15 protein-coding genes are annotated in these 16,991 nt (G+C 71.4%); 4 read left to right on the top strand and 11 right to left on the bottom strand.

Annotated features, from left to right (window positions below; all coding sequences use genetic code 11):
- Positions 1 to 20: 20 nt before the first annotated feature.
- The 8 genes from ACIBH1_RS35130 to ACIBH1_RS35095 all read right to left on the bottom strand — a co-directional run bounded on the left by ACIBH1_RS35130 (position 21) and on the right by ACIBH1_RS35095 (position 8,404).
- Entirely contained in the window at positions 21 to 1,019 is a 999-nt protein-coding gene (locus tag ACIBH1_RS35130) for an aldo/keto reductase (protein WP_397318315.1), read from the bottom strand.
- A gap of 34 nt (positions 1,020 to 1,053) precedes the next feature.
- Entirely contained in the window at positions 1,054 to 1,374 is a 321-nt protein-coding gene (locus ACIBH1_RS35125; protein WP_397318314.1) for a plasmid stabilization protein, read from the bottom strand.
- 56 nt (positions 1,375 to 1,430) lie between these two features.
- Positions 1,431 to 2,534, bottom strand: coding sequence for a ring-opening amidohydrolase (locus ACIBH1_RS35120; RefSeq protein WP_397318313.1), 1,104 nt, complete (start codon positions 2,532 to 2,534; stop codon positions 1,431 to 1,433).
- Positions 2,518 to 3,441 carry a carbamate kinase gene (locus ACIBH1_RS35115; protein ID WP_397318312.1) on the bottom strand — a complete coding sequence of 308 codons (924 nt, stop codon included), beginning with the start codon at positions 3,439 to 3,441 and terminating at the stop codon, positions 2,518 to 2,520. Before ACIBH1_RS35115 ends, ACIBH1_RS35120 begins: the two co-directional genes overlap by 17 nt.
- A 66-nt stretch (positions 3,442 to 3,507) precedes the next feature.
- Positions 3,508 to 5,400 (bottom strand): beta-galactosidase, encoded by a 1,893-nt coding sequence (locus ACIBH1_RS35110; RefSeq protein ID WP_397318311.1) that lies wholly within the window; start codon positions 5,398 to 5,400, stop codon positions 3,508 to 3,510.
- Between the two features lie 13 nt (positions 5,401 to 5,413).
- On the bottom strand, positions 5,414 to 6,247 hold the full coding sequence (locus ACIBH1_RS35105) for a carbohydrate ABC transporter permease (RefSeq protein WP_397318310.1): 834 nt from the start codon (positions 6,245 to 6,247) through the stop codon (positions 5,414 to 5,416).
- The gene (locus tag ACIBH1_RS35100) at positions 6,244 to 7,185 is read right to left on the bottom strand and encodes a carbohydrate ABC transporter permease (RefSeq protein WP_397318309.1); all 942 of its coding nucleotides are present in this window, start codon (positions 7,183 to 7,185) and stop codon (positions 6,244 to 6,246) included. The genes ACIBH1_RS35105 and ACIBH1_RS35100 overlap by 4 nt, the downstream gene beginning before the upstream one ends.
- 1 nt (position 7,186) lies before the next feature.
- Positions 7,187 to 8,404: an ABC transporter substrate-binding protein gene (locus ACIBH1_RS35095; protein ID WP_397318308.1), complete on the bottom strand. Its 1,218-nt coding sequence runs from the start codon at positions 8,402 to 8,404 to the stop codon at positions 7,187 to 7,189.
- 120 nt (positions 8,405 to 8,524) lie between these two features.
- Here ACIBH1_RS35095 and ACIBH1_RS35090 point away from each other — a divergent pair, with 120 nt between their 5' ends.
- The 4 genes from ACIBH1_RS35090 to ACIBH1_RS35075 are packed head-to-tail and all read left to right on the top strand — an operon-like array spanning position 8,525 to position 13,112.
- Complete coding sequence (locus ACIBH1_RS35090; RefSeq protein ID WP_397318307.1) at positions 8,525 to 9,706, top strand: ROK family protein; 1,182 nt, start codon at positions 8,525 to 8,527, stop codon at positions 9,704 to 9,706.
- A gap of 10 nt (positions 9,707 to 9,716) precedes the next feature.
- Positions 9,717 to 11,444: a DUF2264 domain-containing protein gene (locus tag ACIBH1_RS35085; protein ID WP_397318306.1), complete on the top strand. Its 1,728-nt coding sequence runs from the start codon at positions 9,717 to 9,719 to the stop codon at positions 11,442 to 11,444.
- A gap of 49 nt (positions 11,445 to 11,493) precedes the next feature.
- Entirely contained in the window at positions 11,494 to 12,462 is a 969-nt protein-coding gene (locus tag ACIBH1_RS35080) for a GNAT family N-acetyltransferase (protein WP_397318305.1), read from the top strand.
- Positions 12,463 to 12,467: 5 nt separating this feature from the next.
- On the top strand, positions 12,468 to 13,112 hold the full coding sequence (locus tag ACIBH1_RS35075; RefSeq protein ID WP_397318304.1) for an alpha/beta fold hydrolase: 645 nt from the start codon (positions 12,468 to 12,470) through the stop codon (positions 13,110 to 13,112).
- Here the strand turns inward: ACIBH1_RS35075 and ACIBH1_RS35070 are convergent.
- From ACIBH1_RS35070 to ACIBH1_RS35060, 3 genes are read right to left on the bottom strand one after another with little or no spacing between them, the layout of a single operon-like run.
- Entirely contained in the window at positions 13,109 to 14,641 is a 1,533-nt protein-coding gene (locus tag ACIBH1_RS35070; protein ID WP_397318303.1) for a serine/threonine-protein kinase, read from the bottom strand. The two genes, ACIBH1_RS35075 and ACIBH1_RS35070, sit on opposite strands and share 4 nt — an antisense overlap.
- Before the next feature lie 32 nt (positions 14,642 to 14,673).
- Positions 14,674 to 15,741 (bottom strand): hypothetical protein, encoded by a 1,068-nt coding sequence (locus ACIBH1_RS35065; RefSeq protein WP_397318302.1) that lies wholly within the window; start codon positions 15,739 to 15,741, stop codon positions 14,674 to 14,676.
- A gap of 51 nt (positions 15,742 to 15,792) precedes the next feature.
- Positions 15,793 to 16,977: a pyridoxal phosphate-dependent aminotransferase gene (locus tag ACIBH1_RS35060; protein ID WP_397318301.1), complete on the bottom strand. Its 1,185-nt coding sequence runs from the start codon at positions 16,975 to 16,977 to the stop codon at positions 15,793 to 15,795.
- Between the last annotated feature and the right edge of the window lie 14 nt (positions 16,978 to 16,991).

Genomic DNA, 16,991 nt, shown 5'->3' with positions numbered 1-16,991 from the left:
ACTGACTGGTCAGTCATAGGTCAACGACGCGACGACCTCGCCAGCACGTCATACGGGTACGGCAGCGGCCGGTCGCTGACGGCCGTCAGCCGTGCCATCTGCTCCTGGCTCAGCTCCCACCCCGCGGCGCCCAGGTTGTCGCCGAAGTGCTCCATGGTCCGCGCCCCCACGATCGGCGCCGTCACCCCGGGCTGCTGCAGCAGCCACCGCAGCGCGACCTGCGCCACGGTGCGCCCCGCCTCCCGGGCGACCGCCGCGGCCTCCTCCAGCACCCGCCAGGTGCGCTCGGTGGCGTAGGTGTCCCAGTCCTCCGACCAGTTGTTCCTGCCCGCCTCCTCCACCCGGGTCCCGGCGGGCGGCGCGTCCATGCCCCGGTGGTACTTCCCGCTCAGCCACCCGCCGCGCAGCGGGCTCCAGGGGATGACCCCGAGCCCCTCGTTGGCGCACACCGGCAGCAGTTCGAGCTCGCTCTCCCTGTCGAGCAGGTTGTACAGGGGCTGCAGGCACACGAACGGCTCCCAGCCCCGGTGGCGCTGCAGGTCGACGCCCTTCTGCAGCTGCCAGCCCGACCAGTTGCTGACGCCCAGGTATCGCACCTTGCCCTGCCGTACGAGCAGGTCGAGCGTGCCGAGGGTCTGCTCCAGCGGGGTCACGTCGTCCCAGCCGTGCAGCTGGTACAGGTCGATGTAGTCGGTGCCGAGGCGGCGCAGGCTGCCCTCGACCGAGCGCAGGATGTGAGCCCGGGTCAGCCCCTCCCGGTTGCCGCCCGGGCCCCAGCGCACCTTGGTGGCCACGATCACGTCCTCGCGCGGGCGGCTCTTGAGCCACCGCCCGAGGATCTCCTCCGAGACCCCGGAGGAGTAGACGTCGGCGGTGTCGATGAAGTCGCCGCCCGCCTCGGTGAAGGCGTCGAGCATGGCGTGGCTGGTGCGCTCGTCGCTCTCGCGGCCGAAGGTCATGGCCCCGAGGCACAACTCGCTGACTTTCAGGCCGCTGTGGCCCAGTAGGACTTGTCGCATGGGGGCGACGCTAGGCACTGGAGCGCACTCCAGGTCAAGACAGCGCCTTCTCCAGCTGGGCCTTGTTCATGCCGGAGCGGCCGGGGATCTTGCGCTTCCTGGCCTCGGCGTACAGCTGGTCCTTGGTGCGGCCGCCCGCCCCCTTGTGCGAGCGCAGCCCGCCGCGCCGGGACGAGGAGATGTCGTCCGTCGAGGTGCGGCTGGCGGTCTTGGACTCCCCCGCCCTGGCCCGCTCCTTGTTGACCGTGCGGGCCGCGATCTCGGTGGCGCGCTTGTCGCTCACGCCGCGTTTCTTGGCGCTGTCCTTGATGTGCTCGTACTGCCGTTCCCGTTTCGGGCTGGAACCGCGAGGCATGGTCGTCTCCTTTCCTCGCGGTTCCCCTTCCCGGTCAGCCGGACGATATGCCCAGGTCAGTCCGTCGAGAGATCCACGATGGCCGCGACCGGGCCGCCGCCCGAGGGGCCCTGGTGGACGGCGGCGACCGAGACGAAGACGGCCGGATCGCCGGTGACGGAGGCGGTGACGCCGCCGACGGCGGCCTTGATCTGCCGGTGCCAGTGCACGTCGGAGTCGTCGAGCATGATGTTGCGGCGGGCGCGCACCCGGCCCGACGGGTCGGCCTCGCACTTGAGGAAGACGTTGACGAGGCGGTCGCCGAGGTCGCTGTGGTGCGGACGCTCGGGCAGTTCGAGCCCGGCCGAGCGGATGGCCTCCCAGATGCCGTCGGCGTCGAGGGCGTCCTTCATGACCGAGTGCCCGATGCGGTAGCGGCCGCCGATGCCGCGCACGTTGCCGACGACGACGATCTGGGCGCGGTCGAGCTCGACGCCCGAGGAGCAGGAGGCGACCGAGGAGTACAGCGACAGGTCGCGGAAGATCTGCGCGGCGGTGGGCATCTCGATCTCGCCGAGCGCCACGGCGATGCCGAGCGCGGTGGTGGCGTTCGACAGGTCCATCGAGGGACCGGTGTCCTCGATGACGGTCTCCTTGCCGCGGCTGCGGGCGTCCTCGATGGTGGCCAGGGTCAGCAGGGGCGTCTTGGTCTGCACGTAGTGCACGTCGGCCGGGTCGGTGATGCCGGCGACCTTCATGGCTTCCCGCACGCCGGCGGCGACCTTCTCCACCATCGCGGGCCGGCCGATGTCCTCGGGCAGGATGATGTCGCTCATCGCGACGCCGACCGACAGCCGCGGCTCGTCCGACGGGGTGACCGTGGACGGGTCGGCGGTGGCGAAGATCGTGGCGTGCGGGCTGAGCACGCCGTCTGTGCCGCCCGACCAGACCAGGGGCACCGACGACGGCGACGGGTGGCCGTGGCGGGCCAGGACGTCGCGGAAGGCGGTGTCGGCCAGGATGCGGGTGTAGTCGTTGACGCCTCCGTTGCCCTCGGTCTTGCCGATGACGGCGAGCACCCGGTGCGCCTCGATCACGCCCTCGTCGATGAGCTTCGACAGCCCGGAGGCGTCGGTCACGCTCTCGATCATGACTTTGCGCACTTCAATCGGATCCGGCATCTCTCTCCACTCTCGTCCCGATGGTTCCGGTCAGGGCGCCGCCCAGCGACTCCAGCCCGGTGATGACAGCCAGGCGACCGCCCGCCCCCACGAAGCGCAACGCCGCCTCCACCTTGGGACCCATGCTGCCCCCTGCGAAGTGCCCGGCGGCGTGCAGGACACGCAGCTCGGACACGGAGATGGCGCCGAGCGGCCGAGGATCGGGGCCGCCGAAGCCCACGACGGCGTTCGGGACGTCGGTGGCGATGATCAGCACGGAGGCGCGGACGGAGCGGGCCAGCAGCGCCGCCGCCAGGTCCTTGTCGATGACGGCCTCGATCCCCGCCAGTGAGCCGTCGTCCAGCCGGACGACGGGCACTCCCCCGCCTCCCGCGGCGACGACGGTGTATCCGGCGTCCATGAGCACCTGTACGGCAGGCGCGTCGAGGATCTCCAGCGGCTCCGGCGAGGCCACGACCCGGCGCCAGCCGCGCTCGAAGGAGCGCCAGCTCTGCCCGAGCTTCTCGAAGATGCGCGCTTCCGCCTCGGGGAAGTAGCGCCCGATCGGCTTGACCGGGTCGAGGAAGGCGGGGTCGCCGACGTCGACCAGCGTGCGGGTGACCACGGCGGCGCTTCGGCCCTGGAGGCTGTTGAGGATGAGCGTGCCGATGGTCGCCTGCGTCTGGGCGCCGCACCAGTCGAGCGGCACCGGGGGCACGACCGAGGCGGCCAGCTGGTTCTTCAGCAGCAGGTTGCCCACCTGGGGGCCGTTGCCGTGGGTGAGGATCACCCGGTGCCCGGCGGCGACGAGCGAGCGCACGTGGCGCATCGCCCGCTCCACGGCGGCCTGCTGGTCGCGCGGAGAGGCCGTGCCGTCGGGCCCGGTCATGGCGTTGCCGCCGAGCGCGATGAGGATCCGTTCACCCACGGTGACGACGCTAGCGAGCCCTCACCTGGGGTTCATGGGCAATCTCTGCCCACTAAAGCGCCCTTCTTAGGCAAGCCGGTACAGATCTCCGGGCTCCTCCAATGCCACGGTCTGGCCGTCGAGCGAGACCGAGGCGGCCACGCTCGAGCCGAGGTAGCCGTTGACGCCCTTGACCAGCAGGTCGTCGAGCTGACCGCCCACGATCCTGAGCACCGCGGCTCCGCCCCTGGCGGCGACGACCTCCAGGGAGCGCGTGCCGTACTGCACCCGGACGGGTCCGGCGTTGTCGTCCTGGACCAGGACGGTCAGGTAGGCGACGTCGCGCTCGGGGTGCCTGCGCACGTAGACGTCGGCGGAGCCGTCGACGACGCGGGCGGGCGGTTCCGGCAGCGCCGGGACCGGCGCGCCGAGCGCGTCGGCCAGCACGGTGCACGGTTCGAGGTTCTCGTCGAGCACCGGCACCTGGCCGAGCACCTCGATCGCCGCGCCGGAGCGCGCCAGGGCCTCCTGGACCGAGCGGTGCATGAACCGGCCGCCGGGGATGGTGATCCGCTCGTGCCCGCTGACGTCGCCGGCCAGGTCGGCGATGAGGTAGTCGTGCCCGGCCGCCCGCATGCGGGCGTGGAAGGCCCGCAGCGCCTCGCCGTTCTCCATCACGTCCCAGGCCGCGATGCCCGACCAGGGCCGGTAGAGCCCGAAGCTGCCGCCGACGACCGGCGTGCTCTCCAGGAACTCCACGCCGTGGCGGGCGAAGAAGTCCGCCAGGGCCCGGACGGCGGGCGCCTTGACGGTGGCGGTGCCGTCCGCGGCGATCGGCGAGCAGTCCGGGTACGGCGAGGCGGTCTGCGAGTCGAGCTCCTGCGGCCAGCCGGAGGTGGAGACGCCGGTGTAGACGTTGAAGCCGGTCGCCCCCGCCGCCAGCGCCAGCAGCGACTGGTGGAAGGAGGTGGTGGCGTCGCCGTAGGCCGGGTCGTAGAGCTGGGAGAAGCCCCAGTTCTCCTCCAGGTTCGGCCCCGGCGCGAGCTTGGCGGCGGTCACGTAGCGGAAGTGCGCGTCGGCCTCGGAGGAGACCACGCCCATCCAGTTGGTGAAGCCGTAGGCGATGTCGCCCCACTCCCCCGGCGAGACCCGCACCAGCCAGTCGTCGAGGTCCTCGACGGTCGGCGGGTTGAGGTTGATCACCGTGGGCACCCGGCAGCCGACCGCTTCGGCCCAGCGCCGGTAGACGGTGGACAGGTAGACCGCGTGGTAGCGGCCCCAGTCGGCCAGCAGCATCGGGTCCTCGCCGGCCGAGCGCGGCGGCTCGTGGCGGCCGGTGGTGGCGCGGAAGAACTCCACCGAGGAGGGGCTGAAGTCGTAGGCCGTCACCGGCCGGGCGCCGTTGGTGTAGATGCCCTCGTTGGCGATCTGCATGAGGATCACCGGGCCGTCGGGCCAGGTCGCGGCGTCCAGCACCTTGGACCCGACCGCCGACAGCCACTCCTGGACCAGGCCGGCGAACGGCTCGGCCAGCGGCGCGGGCAGCGGCTTGCCGCCGGGTCCCGAGCCGTAGAACCAGCGCGAGGCCTTGCCGTCGACGTCCAGCAGCGGCTCGATGGCCGGGTCGGCGTCGGGGCACACCCAGTCGGGCAGGCCGCCGTAGTCGACTTCGGCGTGGATGAATGGGCCCGGCTTGGCCACGACCTTCAGCCCCAGCCGGTGGCACAGCTCCAGGAAGCCGATGACGTTGCGCGACGGGTGGGTGTGCCCGGTGAAGTCCGGCGGGCTGTCGGCGAGCGGCTGGTGGTGGCGCCACGGGATGTAGCTGGTGATCACGTCGATCCCCAGCACGTCGCGCAGCGCCGTCAGCCGGTCGGCCCAGACCTCCGGCCGGTCCCGGTAGTAGGGATAGTCGGCGCTGACGAGCACCCTGGCTTCGCCCTCGATGACGGTGACCCCGTCCCGTACCTCGATGGACACGCTTGCAGACTCCTTAGGCCTTGAGACCGGTGAAGGCGATTCCCGCCAGGATTCGCCGCTGGAAGATCAGCAGGACGACGATCACGGGGATGACCGCCAGCGTCGCGCCCGCCATGATGTAGTAGGCCCGTCCGCCGTCGGGCGAGGCCACGAGCTGCTGCAACGCCAGCGGGAGCGTGTAGAGCTCCGGGTCGTTGAGCACCACGAGGGGCCAGACGAGGTCGTTCCAGTGGAACAGGAAGCTGGTGATCGTCACGACGGCCAGCACCGGCTTCGACAGCGGCAGGATGACGCGCCAGAAGATCTGCATGCGCCCGCCGCCGTCGATCAGCGCGGCCTCCTCCAGCTCCTTGGGAATGGAGAGGAAGAACTGCCGCAGCAGGAAGATGTCGATCACCGAGGCGACGTTCGGGATGATCAGGCCCCACGGGGAGTCGAACATGCCCAGTGCCTGCGTGACGTGGATGCGCGGGATGAGCAGCGTGATGGTCGGCACCATCATGCCGCCGAGCAGCAGCACGAAGATCTTGTCGCGGCCGGGGAAGGGGATGCGCGCGAAGGCGTAGGCGGCCAGCGCGTCGACCAGCAGTTTGGCCGGGACCAGCACGAGCGTGATCCAGACGCTGTTGAGGAAGGCCTGGCCGAGCCCGCCGATCTCCATGACGTAGGAGTAGTTCTCGAGCGTGCCCGCCCACTCGCCGGTCTCCTTGTCCAGCGGCAGCAGCTGCGGGACCTTGGTGTAGATGTCGGAGCCGTGCTTGAACGAGGTGGCCAGCATCCACAGGAACGGCACCACGGAGATCAGGGTCAGGATGATCAGCGCGCCGTAGATCGACAGCCGTCTCACGCCGCCTCCTGCTTGACGAACTTGAACTGCAGCGCAGTGATGATCATGATGAAGACCAGCAGGATGAACGACATCGCGCAGGCCGCGCCCATCGCGTCGTAGCGGAAGGCGAACAGGTACAGGTGGAGCACGTAGGCCAGGCCTGACTGCTCGGGACCGCCGGTGACGCTGCGTCCCGCGCCGCTGAAGATCACGTAGACCAGGCCGAAGACCTGCAGTGCCGCGATCACGCCGGTGACCAGCAGGTAGAAGGTGGTCGGCCGGAGCATCGGCATGACGACCTTGCGGAAGCGCTGGAAGGCGTTGGCGCCGTCGATGGTGGCCGCCTCGATGATCGAGCCGGGGATGCCCTTGAGCCCCGCCAGGAAGATGATCATGGAGATGCCGCACTGCCAGGCCGAGATGAAGGCCAGGGCCGGGATGACCAGCTCGGGGGTGTTGAGCCAGTTCTGCCCGGGGATGCCGAACACTTCCAGCACGCTGTTGATCAGGCCGTAGCGCGGGTCGTAGAGCCAGCGCCAGATCGCGCCCACGGCCGCCTCCGCGGTGACCACGGGCAGGAACAGCAGCAGGCGGAAGAGGTTGGAGCCCCGCTTGATGGCGTTGATGAGCAGCGCCTGGATCAGCGCGGTGCCCAGGGTGAGAGGCACGGCGATGAGCGTGTACTGCAGCGTGACCTGGACGGACTTCCAGAAGTGCGGATACTTCACCTCGTCGGTGAACAGGTCGACGTAGTTCTGGAACCCGACCCAGTTGGCGCTGGCGCGCAGGTTCCAGTCCGTGAAGCTGTAGTAGAGGGCCGACAGGGCGGGATACAGCAGGAAGACCACGAAGTAGACCAGCGCCGGGGCGATGAGCAGCCACGCGATCACGTGGTCCCTGCGCCGTCCAGGGGCCGAGCGGCGGCGACGCCGCCCGGCCACGACCGGAGTACTCATGTCAGCTGTTCCACCCGAGCAGCGAGCGGGTCTTGTTGGCCGCGTCGGTCAAGGCCTCCTGCGCGGTCATCTTGCCCAGCAGCGCCGACTCGATCGCCGGAGCGATGATCTCGTCGTTGATCTGGATCCACTCGGGTACGGCCGGGCGCGCGTGCGCCACCTTCAGCTGGGCCAGGAAGGCCTCGTGCTCGGGTCCCGAGCCGACGGCCGTGGCCTTGGTGTGGACGGGGAAGCCGCCGAGCGCGTCGGCCAGCGGTCCGTTGTTGGTCTCGTTGGTGATGAAGGTCAGCCACTTCCAGGCCAGGTCCTGGTTCGGGCTCGTCTTGTAGACGACCGCGTTCTCGCCGCCGATGTTTCCGGCGGCCTCGGTCTTGTACGGCAGCGGCGCGACGCTGAAGTCGAGCTCGGGGAACTGCTCGCGGATGGTGGGCACGTCCCAGGGGCCGGAGATCATCATGCCCGCCAGGCCGTTCTGGAACGGCTGGTCGGAGTCGGTGATCTTGCGCGGCGAGGACTTGAGCAGGTCCACCCACAGCTGCAGCGCCTCGACGGCCTGCGGCTGGTCGAACAGGATCTTCTTGCTCGCGACGTCGGCCATCTCCAGGCCGTTGCCCGCGACGATGCCGGGGAACATCCATCCGCCGTAACCGTCGCCCTTGGGCACGACCATGCCGGCGACGTTCGGGTCGGCCGCGTGCACCTTCTCGCTGGCGGCCTTCATCTCGTCCCAGGTCGTGGGCGGGGTCGGCACCAGCTTCTTGTTGTAGAACAGCGCCACGCCGGTCTGGTCGAGCGGCAGGCCGTAGTACTTGCCGTCGGTGCCCAGGTTGGTGTCGTAGGCGCCCTTGAAATAGGTGCCCTCGGTCACCAGCCCGGCCGGCAGCTCCACGATCGTGCCGTCCTTGGCGTACTTGGAGACCAGCGGCTGGTCCAAGGTGCTCACGTCGGGCCCGGTCTTGCTGGAGATGGCGCTGCCCAGCTTGGTGTTGAAGTCGTCCTTCGGAATCTTGACGATCTTGACGCTGACCCCGGGATTGGCCTTCTCGAAGTCCTTGCGGATCTTCTCCACGACCTCGCCCGCCTGCGGGGTGCGGTCCTGGTACATCCAGTAGGTCAACGTCTTGGTCTCCGCGGCCTGCCCACCGCCGCCGCTGTCGCCGCTGCCGCAGGCGGTTAATGCGAAGGCCAGAACCGCCGCCGCCGCGATTGCTCGGCTCATGTCGTCGTCTCCTTATCGACTGGGGGTGGCTCCAGACGATAATCTAAGCCTTGAAGAAAGTCATGAAACGCTTTGGTAACAGCGGGGTCATCTATCCTCGCGTCGTGAAAGGTTGCATCCATGAGCAGGTCTGAACGTAAGACCGTCCGAGACCTGCGCCGCGGCAACCGCGCGATGCTGCTCAGGGAGCTGTACTTCGCCGGCGAGACCAACCGCCACGCCCTGAGCGCCGCGACCGGGCTGAGCGCCGGATCGGTCAGCACCCTGACCGCCGACCTGCTCGCGGAGAACATGATCGTGGAGTCCGGCCAGGTCGACTCCGACGGCGGGCGCCCCCGCGTGCTGCTGCGGGTCAACCCCGACTACGGCTACGTGGTCGGCGTCGACGTGGGCGAGACCCACGTCAGGGTGGAGCTGTTCGACCTGGCGATGACCGTGCGGGCCAGCGCCTACTACGCCCTCCACACCGCCAGGCACGATCCCGAGCTGGTGGCGCGCCACCTGCTCATGGGCGTCGACAGCGTCGTGGCCGACGCGGCCGTGCCGTACGACAAGGTGCTCGGCATCGGCGTCGGCGTGCCCGGCATCGTCGAGGGCGGCCCCGACGCCCTCGTGCACGCCACCACCTTCGGCTGGGACTCGGTGCCCTTCGGCGCCCTGCTGCGCCGCGGCACCTCGCTGCCGCTGTTCGTCGACAACGGCGCCAAGACGATGGGCCAGGCCGAACTGTGGTTCGGCTCCGCGCGCGACGCCGGGGACGCCGTCGTCGTCTTCATAGGGTCGGGCGTGGGATGCACGCTCGTCACCGACGGCTCCATCTACCGCGGCGCGGGCCGCGCGGCCGGCGAGTTCGGCCACCTGAAGATCGTCGCGGGCGGGCGGTCCTGCCGCTGCGGCGGCCAGGGCTGCCTGGAGGCCTACGTCGGCGCGGAGTCGATCATCGACAGGGCCGGGATCACCGCCGACGCCGCCGACCAGGAACCGACCCTGGCCCGCCTCATCCGCGAAGGCTCGCCGGTGGTGGAGGAGAGCGCCGACCTGCTCGGCATAGGGTTGTCCAATGTGATCCACCTGCTCAACCCCGAACGCGTGGTCATCGGCGGCTGGGCAGGACTCATGCTCGGCGGCGCGCAGCTCGCCCGCGTGCAGGCCTCGGCCGCCGCCAACACGATGAGCTCCTTCCCTCCCGTGCCCATCGTGCTGGGCCGCCTGGGAGCCGACGCGGTCGCCATGGGCGCGGCCACCCTCGTCGTCGAAGAACTCCTGCGCGGCACCCCCGCCACCATCCCCGCCACCGCGTGAAAGCGAGCCCATGGACAACCCCCTCCGCACCCGCGACGACCTGCAGGACGCCGTCCGCGCGCTCTGTGAGCCCCTGACCCACAGCCCCGGCGGCGCCCGCGTCAAGGTCGGCACCACCGCCGCCCACTTCGACCCGGAAGCGGCCGAGCTCGAGGGGTTCGCCCGCCCGCTGTGGGGACTGGCCCCGCTGGCCGCCGGAGGCGGGGAGTACGCCGACTGGCCCGTCTACCTCGACGGCCTGACCAGCGGCAGCGACCCGGGCCACGCCGAATACTGGGGCGAGGCGCGCGACCACGACCAGCGCCTGGTGGAGATGGCCGCCATCGGCTTCGCACTCGCGCTGGCGCCGGAACGGTTCTGGACCCCGCTGCGCCCCGCCGCGCAGGAGCGGCTGGCCGCCTGGCTCGACCAGATCAACCACCGCACCCCGGCCGACAACAACTGGCACTTCTTCCGCGTCCTGGTCAACCTCGGCCTGGAGAACGTGGGCGCGCCCCACGACCCCGAGGCCACCGAGAAGGCGCTCGACCGGCTGGAGGAGTTCTACCTCGCCGACGGCTGGTACTCCGACGGCGCCACCGAGCAGCGCGACTACTACATCCCGTTCGCGATGCACTTCTACGGCCTCATCTACGCGGGCCTTCGGCCCGGCACCCCGCGGGCGGCGCGTTTCCGCGAGCGCGCCGCGGTGTTCGCCCGCGACTTCGCCACCTGGTTCGCCGCCGACGGCGCCGCCGTGCCGTACGGCAGGAGCCTGACCTACCGCTTCGCCCAGGCCGCGTTCTGGGGAGCCCTGGCCTTCGCCGGCGTCGAGGCGCTGCCCTGGGGCCAGGTCAAGGGCCTGCTCCTGCGCCACCTGCGCTGGTGGCGCGGCAGGCCGATCTTCCAGACCGACGGCACGCTGTCGATCGGGTACGGCTACGCCAGCCTCAACATGGCCGAGGCCTACAACTCCCCCGGCTCGCCGTACTGGGCCATGAAGGCCTTCCTGCCCCTGGCCCTGCCCGAGGATCACCCCTTCTGGCAGGCGCAGGAGGAGGCGATGCCCAAGGTGCCCGCGCTGCACGCCCTGCCGCACGCGCGCATGGTGATGATGTCCGGCTCGCACGTCACGGCGTTGTGCGGCGGGCAGTGGGCGAGCTGGAACCCGCGCCACGTGGCCGAGAAGTACGCCAAGTTCGCCTACTCCTCCCACTTCGGCTTCAGCGTGCCGACCGGCTCCATCGGGCTGCGGCAGGCGGCGGCCGACAGCATGCTCGCCCTGTCGGACGACGGGCGGCACTGGCGGGTGCGCGAGGAGTCTGAGTCGAAGATCGACGGCCACGTCGTGCACTCGCGCTGGAGCCCGATGCCCGGCGTCGAGGTGGAGACCTGGCTGATCCCGCACGCCCCCTGGCACCTGCGCGTGCACCGGCTGACCTGCGACCGCACCGTGCACAGCGCCGAGGGCGGATTCGCCGCCGACCGCAACGGTGCCGTCGTCGAGGCCGGAGCCGGCTCGGCCAGGGCCGGGGTCAGCGGCATCGTCGACCTGGGCGGGGAGCGCGCCGGCGAGATGATCGTCGTCGACCCCAACACGAACCTGATCGTGCCGCGCACCGGGCTGCCGTCGTTGCTGGGCGAGCACCCGCCGGGCGAGCACTGGCTGGCCTGCGCCGTGCTGGCCGACCCCGACCCCGCGGCCTTCGAGGCGGCCTGGGCGCAGCCTCCGACCGCGGCGGACCTGCCGCCGCGCTGAGGCGGAAATTCGGTGGACCGCGCGCGGCGCGCGGGTGTCTCCTGACCCCATGGACATCGTGCCGCTCGAAGCCGATCGTATCCCCGAGTTCCACGCCGTCTTCTGCGCGGCCTACGCCGGCAGCCCCGTCCCGCCGTTCGGCCTGCGCCGCTTCACGGTGTGGGCGACGACCGGCTGGACCGGCAACGACGTCCAGGTCGTGATCGCGCTGCGCGACGGGGTGGTCGTCGGCGGCGCCGGCCTGGTCCTGCCCGTCGCCGACAACACCCACATGGCCCGCCTGTCCAACCTGGCGGTGCATCCCGGGCACCGGCGCCGGGGCGTCGGCACCGCCCTGGCGCGCCACCTGCTCGACGGCTGCGACCGCACGACCGTCATCGCCTCCTCCAGCATCGAGGGCCCCGCCGTGCCGTTCGCCCGCAGCCTCGGCATGACCGAGGCGATGCCGGAGGCGATCCGCTGCCTGGACCTGGGCGGGCTCGGCGACGACCGCCTCGACGAGCTGCGCTCCGAGGCCGTACGGCACAGCCACGGCTACACCCTGGAGCAGTGGACCGGCCCCACGCCCGAGCACCTCCTGCCCGACCTGGCCAGGCTCGCCGAGGGCATGAACGACGCCCCCGTCGGCGACACCGGCCTGGAGGACATGGTGTGGGACGTCGAGCGTGTGCGCACCTACGAGAAGGCGATCGAACGCAGCGGCCAGCGTGCCTACGTCACCCTCGCCCGCCACGCCGCCACGGGCCGGGTCGCCGCCTTCACCCGCATCTTCGTCGAGGACGACCGCGACGACGGCTTCGCCGACCAGGAGGACACCACGGTGCTGCGCGAACACCGCGGCCACCGGCTCGGCCTGCTGGTCAAGCTGGCCAACCTGGAGCTGCTGCGCGCCGAGCGGCCCGAGGTCACCAAGATCCTGACGGGCAACGCCGACTCCAACCGCCCTATGCTGGCCATCAACGAGATGATCGGCTTCGAGATCGTGGACAGGTGGGTCGAGTGGCGACTGCAACGGTGAACGGTGTGACCCTCGACTACCGCGAGCTCGGCTCGGCGACCACTCCACCGCTCGTCCTGCTGCACGGCCGCACCGCCAACCACAACGACTGGAACGGCGTCGTCCGCCCCCTGGCCGAACGTTTCCACGTCTACGCCGTGAGCATGCGCGGCCACGGCGACAGCGCCTGGCCGGGCAGCTACTCCTTCCGGGAGATGGCCGACGACATCGCGGGATTCCTCGACGCGATGGGCGTCGAGGAGGCCACGGTCGTCGGCCACTCGCTGGGCGGCGTCGTCGCCTACTTCCTGGCCGCCACCCACCCCTCGCGTGTCGGCCGCCTGGTGCTGGAGGACCCTCCCCCGCCGCTGCCGCACCCCCACCGGCCCCCGCTCGTGCCCTCCGACGAGTGGACCGGCTTCGACCACGCGATGATGTTCGCCACCGAGGAGCAGTTCGTGCGCTCCGACCCGGCCTGGCCGGGGCTGCTCAAGCAGATCACCGCGCCGACGCTCGTGCTGTCGGGCGGCTCGGCCAGCCACGTCGACTCCCCCAGCGTCGCCGGCCTGATCCCCGGCGCGCAGCTGGTGACGATCGAGGTCGGGCATCTGATCCACTTCGACGACCCCGAGGGGTTCCTGCGCGAGGTGCTGCGCTTTCTGCAGGCCTAGGTGCGCTTGGCCCGCGCCTGCCCGGCCCGTACGGCACGCGCCAGCAGGACTGCGGTGATCAGCGCCAGCCAGACGGCCGCCAGGCCCCGGCTCACGCACGTCGCGGCGAGCACGATCCGCCAGTAGGCGGTGTCGTCCTGCTCGGTGATGACTCCCGCGATCCAGCCGAGGTCGCCCGCGAGCATGGCCAGCCCGGCCAGCGTGCCGGCCGCGCAGGCCGTGACGCTCACCCGCGCCGACAGCAGCCCGGCCGCCAGGAACAGCAGGCCCTGCAGGATGGCGGCGGTGGCGCCCGCCATCAGCTGGGGCATCACCTCGTAGCCCTCGAAGGCGAAGTCCCACACCAGCTGCAGGGCGATCGTGGCGGTCAGGCCGACGACGGCGACCGCGACGCCGACCGCGGCGCGCCACAGGGCTGCGGCCAGGGCGGGGATGGCGAGCAGGAGTGCCACGTTGCGGATGGTCTCCCAGCGGGTCCAGCCGAACCCGGGCTGGGTCTGGCCGTCGACGGCGAAGCGCAGGGCGAGCAGCGCCATGATCAGCGAGGCGCCGATAGCGGGGATCGCCAGGACCAGCGCGGTCGCCGCGACGGGCACCGACGGGAGGCGGAGCGCGGGAGCGGCGGCGGGCGACGAGGTGACGAAGCGCGTGGGAGGCGCCGTCGACCACGTGGGCCGCTGCTGCGGGCCTGGGTCGGCGGAGGGGCGGGGGTCGGGGAGCGTCGGGGCCTTCAGGGTGAGCGGCTCGCCGAGGAGGCGCTGCAGCAGGGCCTCGGCCGCCGGCCGTACCTCGGGCTCCTTCGCCAGGCACTCCTGCAGGATCGGCCGTAACCCGGCGGGCACCGCCGACAGGTCGGGCTCGCGGGTCAGGATCGCGTGCATGAGCGACGGCAGCGTCTGCCCGCGGAAGGCCTGCTGCCCGGTCGCCGCGTAGACCATCGTGCTCGCCCAGCTGAACAGGTCGGCCGCGGGCGTGAGCCGCCCGTCGTGGAACTGCTCGGGCGCCATGAACGCGGGCGTGCCGACGATCGAGTGCGTCGTCGTGTGGTCGAGCGCCCTGGCGATCCCGAAGTCGATCACCACGGGCCCCTCGGGACCCATGATGACGTTGCTCGGCTTGAAGTCGCGGTGCACGATGCCTGCCCGGTGGATGGCCGCCAGCGCCGTCAGCGTCGCCACCGCCAGCCGCTCCAGCCCGCTGCCGGCGCGCGGGCCCTCGCCGCGCACGAGCATCTCCAGCGAAGGGCCAGGGATGTATTCGCTGACCAGGTAGGGCCGGTCGGCGGCCACGCCCACGTCGATCACGCGGGCGGTGGAGAACGGCGCGACCCTGCGCGCGGCGTCGGCCTCGCGGACGTAGCGGCGGTGCGCCTCTCCGTCGCCCACGCGGGCGTGCAGCAGCTTGACCGCGACCTGACCGCCCTCCGGCGCGCGTGCGAGGTAGACCGAGCCCTGCCCGCCCCGGCCCAGCACGCCGGTCAGGTGATAGGCGCCGATCTCGCGGGGGTCGGCCGGGTCCAGAGCCTGCACGAGTCGACCCTATGACCGCGAGGGCGACGCCGTCATCCGGTCGCCCGGACGATCACCGCGCGGCGCCAGCCGCCGTTGGCGGACAGCTGTCCTGCCGCCCATCCTCCGGCGGCCATCGCCTCGATCGAGGCGAACTGCTTGGCGGGTGCGCCGGCCAGCGCGGGCAGCGGGGCGAGCGTCACGGGGGCGGCGCCCGGCCGGACGAACCAGCTCTGCTTGAGCCCGTAGCCGCTGGTGGCGTAGAGGACGCGGCCCGGCCCCGCGGGGGCGATGCGCGGGCAGCAGTACTTCTCGCGCGCCGGGATCTTCACCTTGGACCAGCGTGCGCCGGTCCAGCGCAGCAGGATCGCGGTGTCGGTGGGCTCGGGCGAGACCTCGCCGTGGTTGAAGGTGTGCTCGCCCACCGCCCAGGTGCCGGCGACGTGGTGGAGCAGCGCCTCGGCCTCGGGCGCGGGGATGGGGAAGCGGTAGGTGGGCGTGGGCGTCAGCGTCCAGGTCGTCCCCTTGAGCAGCATGGCGGCGGGCTGGGCCTCCATGTCCTTGCCGACGCCGGGCCCCGAGGTGCGGTAGCCGGCGGCCCAGAGCCGCTGGCCTGAGCGGGCCAGGGCGCGGGCGTTGGCGGGCAGCTTGACGCTGCTCCACGCGGCGCCGTTCCAGCGGGCCAGGGTGTCGTCGCCGTCGGCGATCCACAGGTCGGAGGGGCCGCGGGTCTCGGCGTCGAGGACCTCGTCCAGGCGCGGCAGCGCGCCCACGCGATGCCAGGAGGTGCCGTCGAAGCGGAAGACCTGCGAGGAGATCAGCCAGACGTTCGACGATCCCGAGGCGGCCAGGCGGGGATGGGGACCGCCGGGCACGTATCCGGCGGGCGCCGCCTGCCGTACCCACCTGGTGCCGTCGTAGCGGGCCAGCAGCAGGGCGTCGCCGGCGACTCCCGCCGCCCAGCCGTCCTTGGGCCCGGTGGTGACGATGTCGGTGAACCGGCCGTCGGGCGTGGGGTCGGCGTAGGAGTGGCGCCAGCCCGGCGCCTGGGCCGAGGCGGGGACGGCGGGTGCGGCCACGGCGGCGAGGAGGAGCAGGGTGAGCAGGAGGGCGCGTGCCATCGGTCAACGGTAGGCGAGCGCCTCCCGCGCCACCAGGGTAAATGCACGTAGTCAGCGACCCAGGACCTTGAGCCTGGCGACCGCCTCGTCGATCACCTCGTCCTTCTTGCAGAAGGCGAAACGCACGAAGTGGCCGCCACGCTCGGGATGGTCGTAGAAGACCTGGGTCGGGATGGCGACCACGCCCGCCAGCGCGGGCAGGTTGCGGGTCAGCTCCAGGCCGTCGGTGTGGCCGAGCGGCCTGATGTCGGTCTGCACGAAGTAGGTGCCCAGCGGCTTGAGCACCTCGAATCCGGCGGCGCGCAGGCCCTCCATGAGGCGGTCGCGCTTGCCCTCAAGCTCGGCGCGCAGGCCCGCGACCCAGTCGAGCTCGTGGCGCAGGCCGTGGGCGACGGCCAGCTGCCAGGGGGCGCTGGAGGTGAAGGTGAGGAACTGCTTGACCGTCTGCACCGCGCGCACGAGCGGGGCGGGGGCGCAGATCCAGCCGGTCTTCCAGCCGGTGACGGAGAAGGTCTTGCCCGCCGAGGAGATCATGACGGTGCGTTCGCGCATGCCGGGCAGGGTCGCCAGCGGGATGTGCTCGGCTCCGTCGAAGGTCAGGTGCTCGTAGACCTCGTCGGTGATCGCGGTCAGACCGTGCTCCTGGCACAGCGCGGCGATCTCGGTGAGCTCGTCGCGGGTGAAGACCGTGCCCGTGGGGTTGTGCGGCGAGTTGACCAGGATGGCGCGGGTGCGCGGGGTGATCGCGGCGCGCAGCTCGGCCGGGTCGAAGGTGAAGCGGCCCTCGACCGGCCGCAGGGTCACCGCGACCAGCCTGGCTCCGGCCAGCGCGATGGAGGCGGCGTAGGAGTCGTAGTACGGCTCGAACGCGATCACCTCGTCGCCCGGCTCGCAGAGCGCCAGCACGCTCGCGGCGATGGCCTCGGTGGCGCCGACGGTGACGAGGATCTCGCCGTCGGGGTCGTAGGCCAGGCCGTAGTGGTCGCGGCGGTGGTCGGAGACGGCCTGGCGCAGCTCGGGGACGCCGGGCCCCGGAGGGTACTGGTTGGCGCCCGAGGCGATCGCCTCGGCCGCGCGGGCCAGCATCGAGGCGGGCCCGTCGGTGTCGGGGAAGCCCTGGCCCAGGTTGATCGCGCCCGTCTGGACGGCCAGCGCGCTCATCTCGGCGAAGATCGTGGTCCCGAAGCCGCGCATCCTGGCGACGAGGGGGTTCGGCGTGGCGCTATCAGTACTCACGTGGCCAGAATATT

The sequence above is a fragment of the Nonomuraea sp. NPDC050663 genome, from assembly GCF_044456985.1.
Lineage (GTDB): Bacteria > Actinomycetota > Actinomycetes > Streptosporangiales > Streptosporangiaceae > Nonomuraea.
This window is presented reverse-complemented; position numbering and strand designations above follow the sequence as displayed.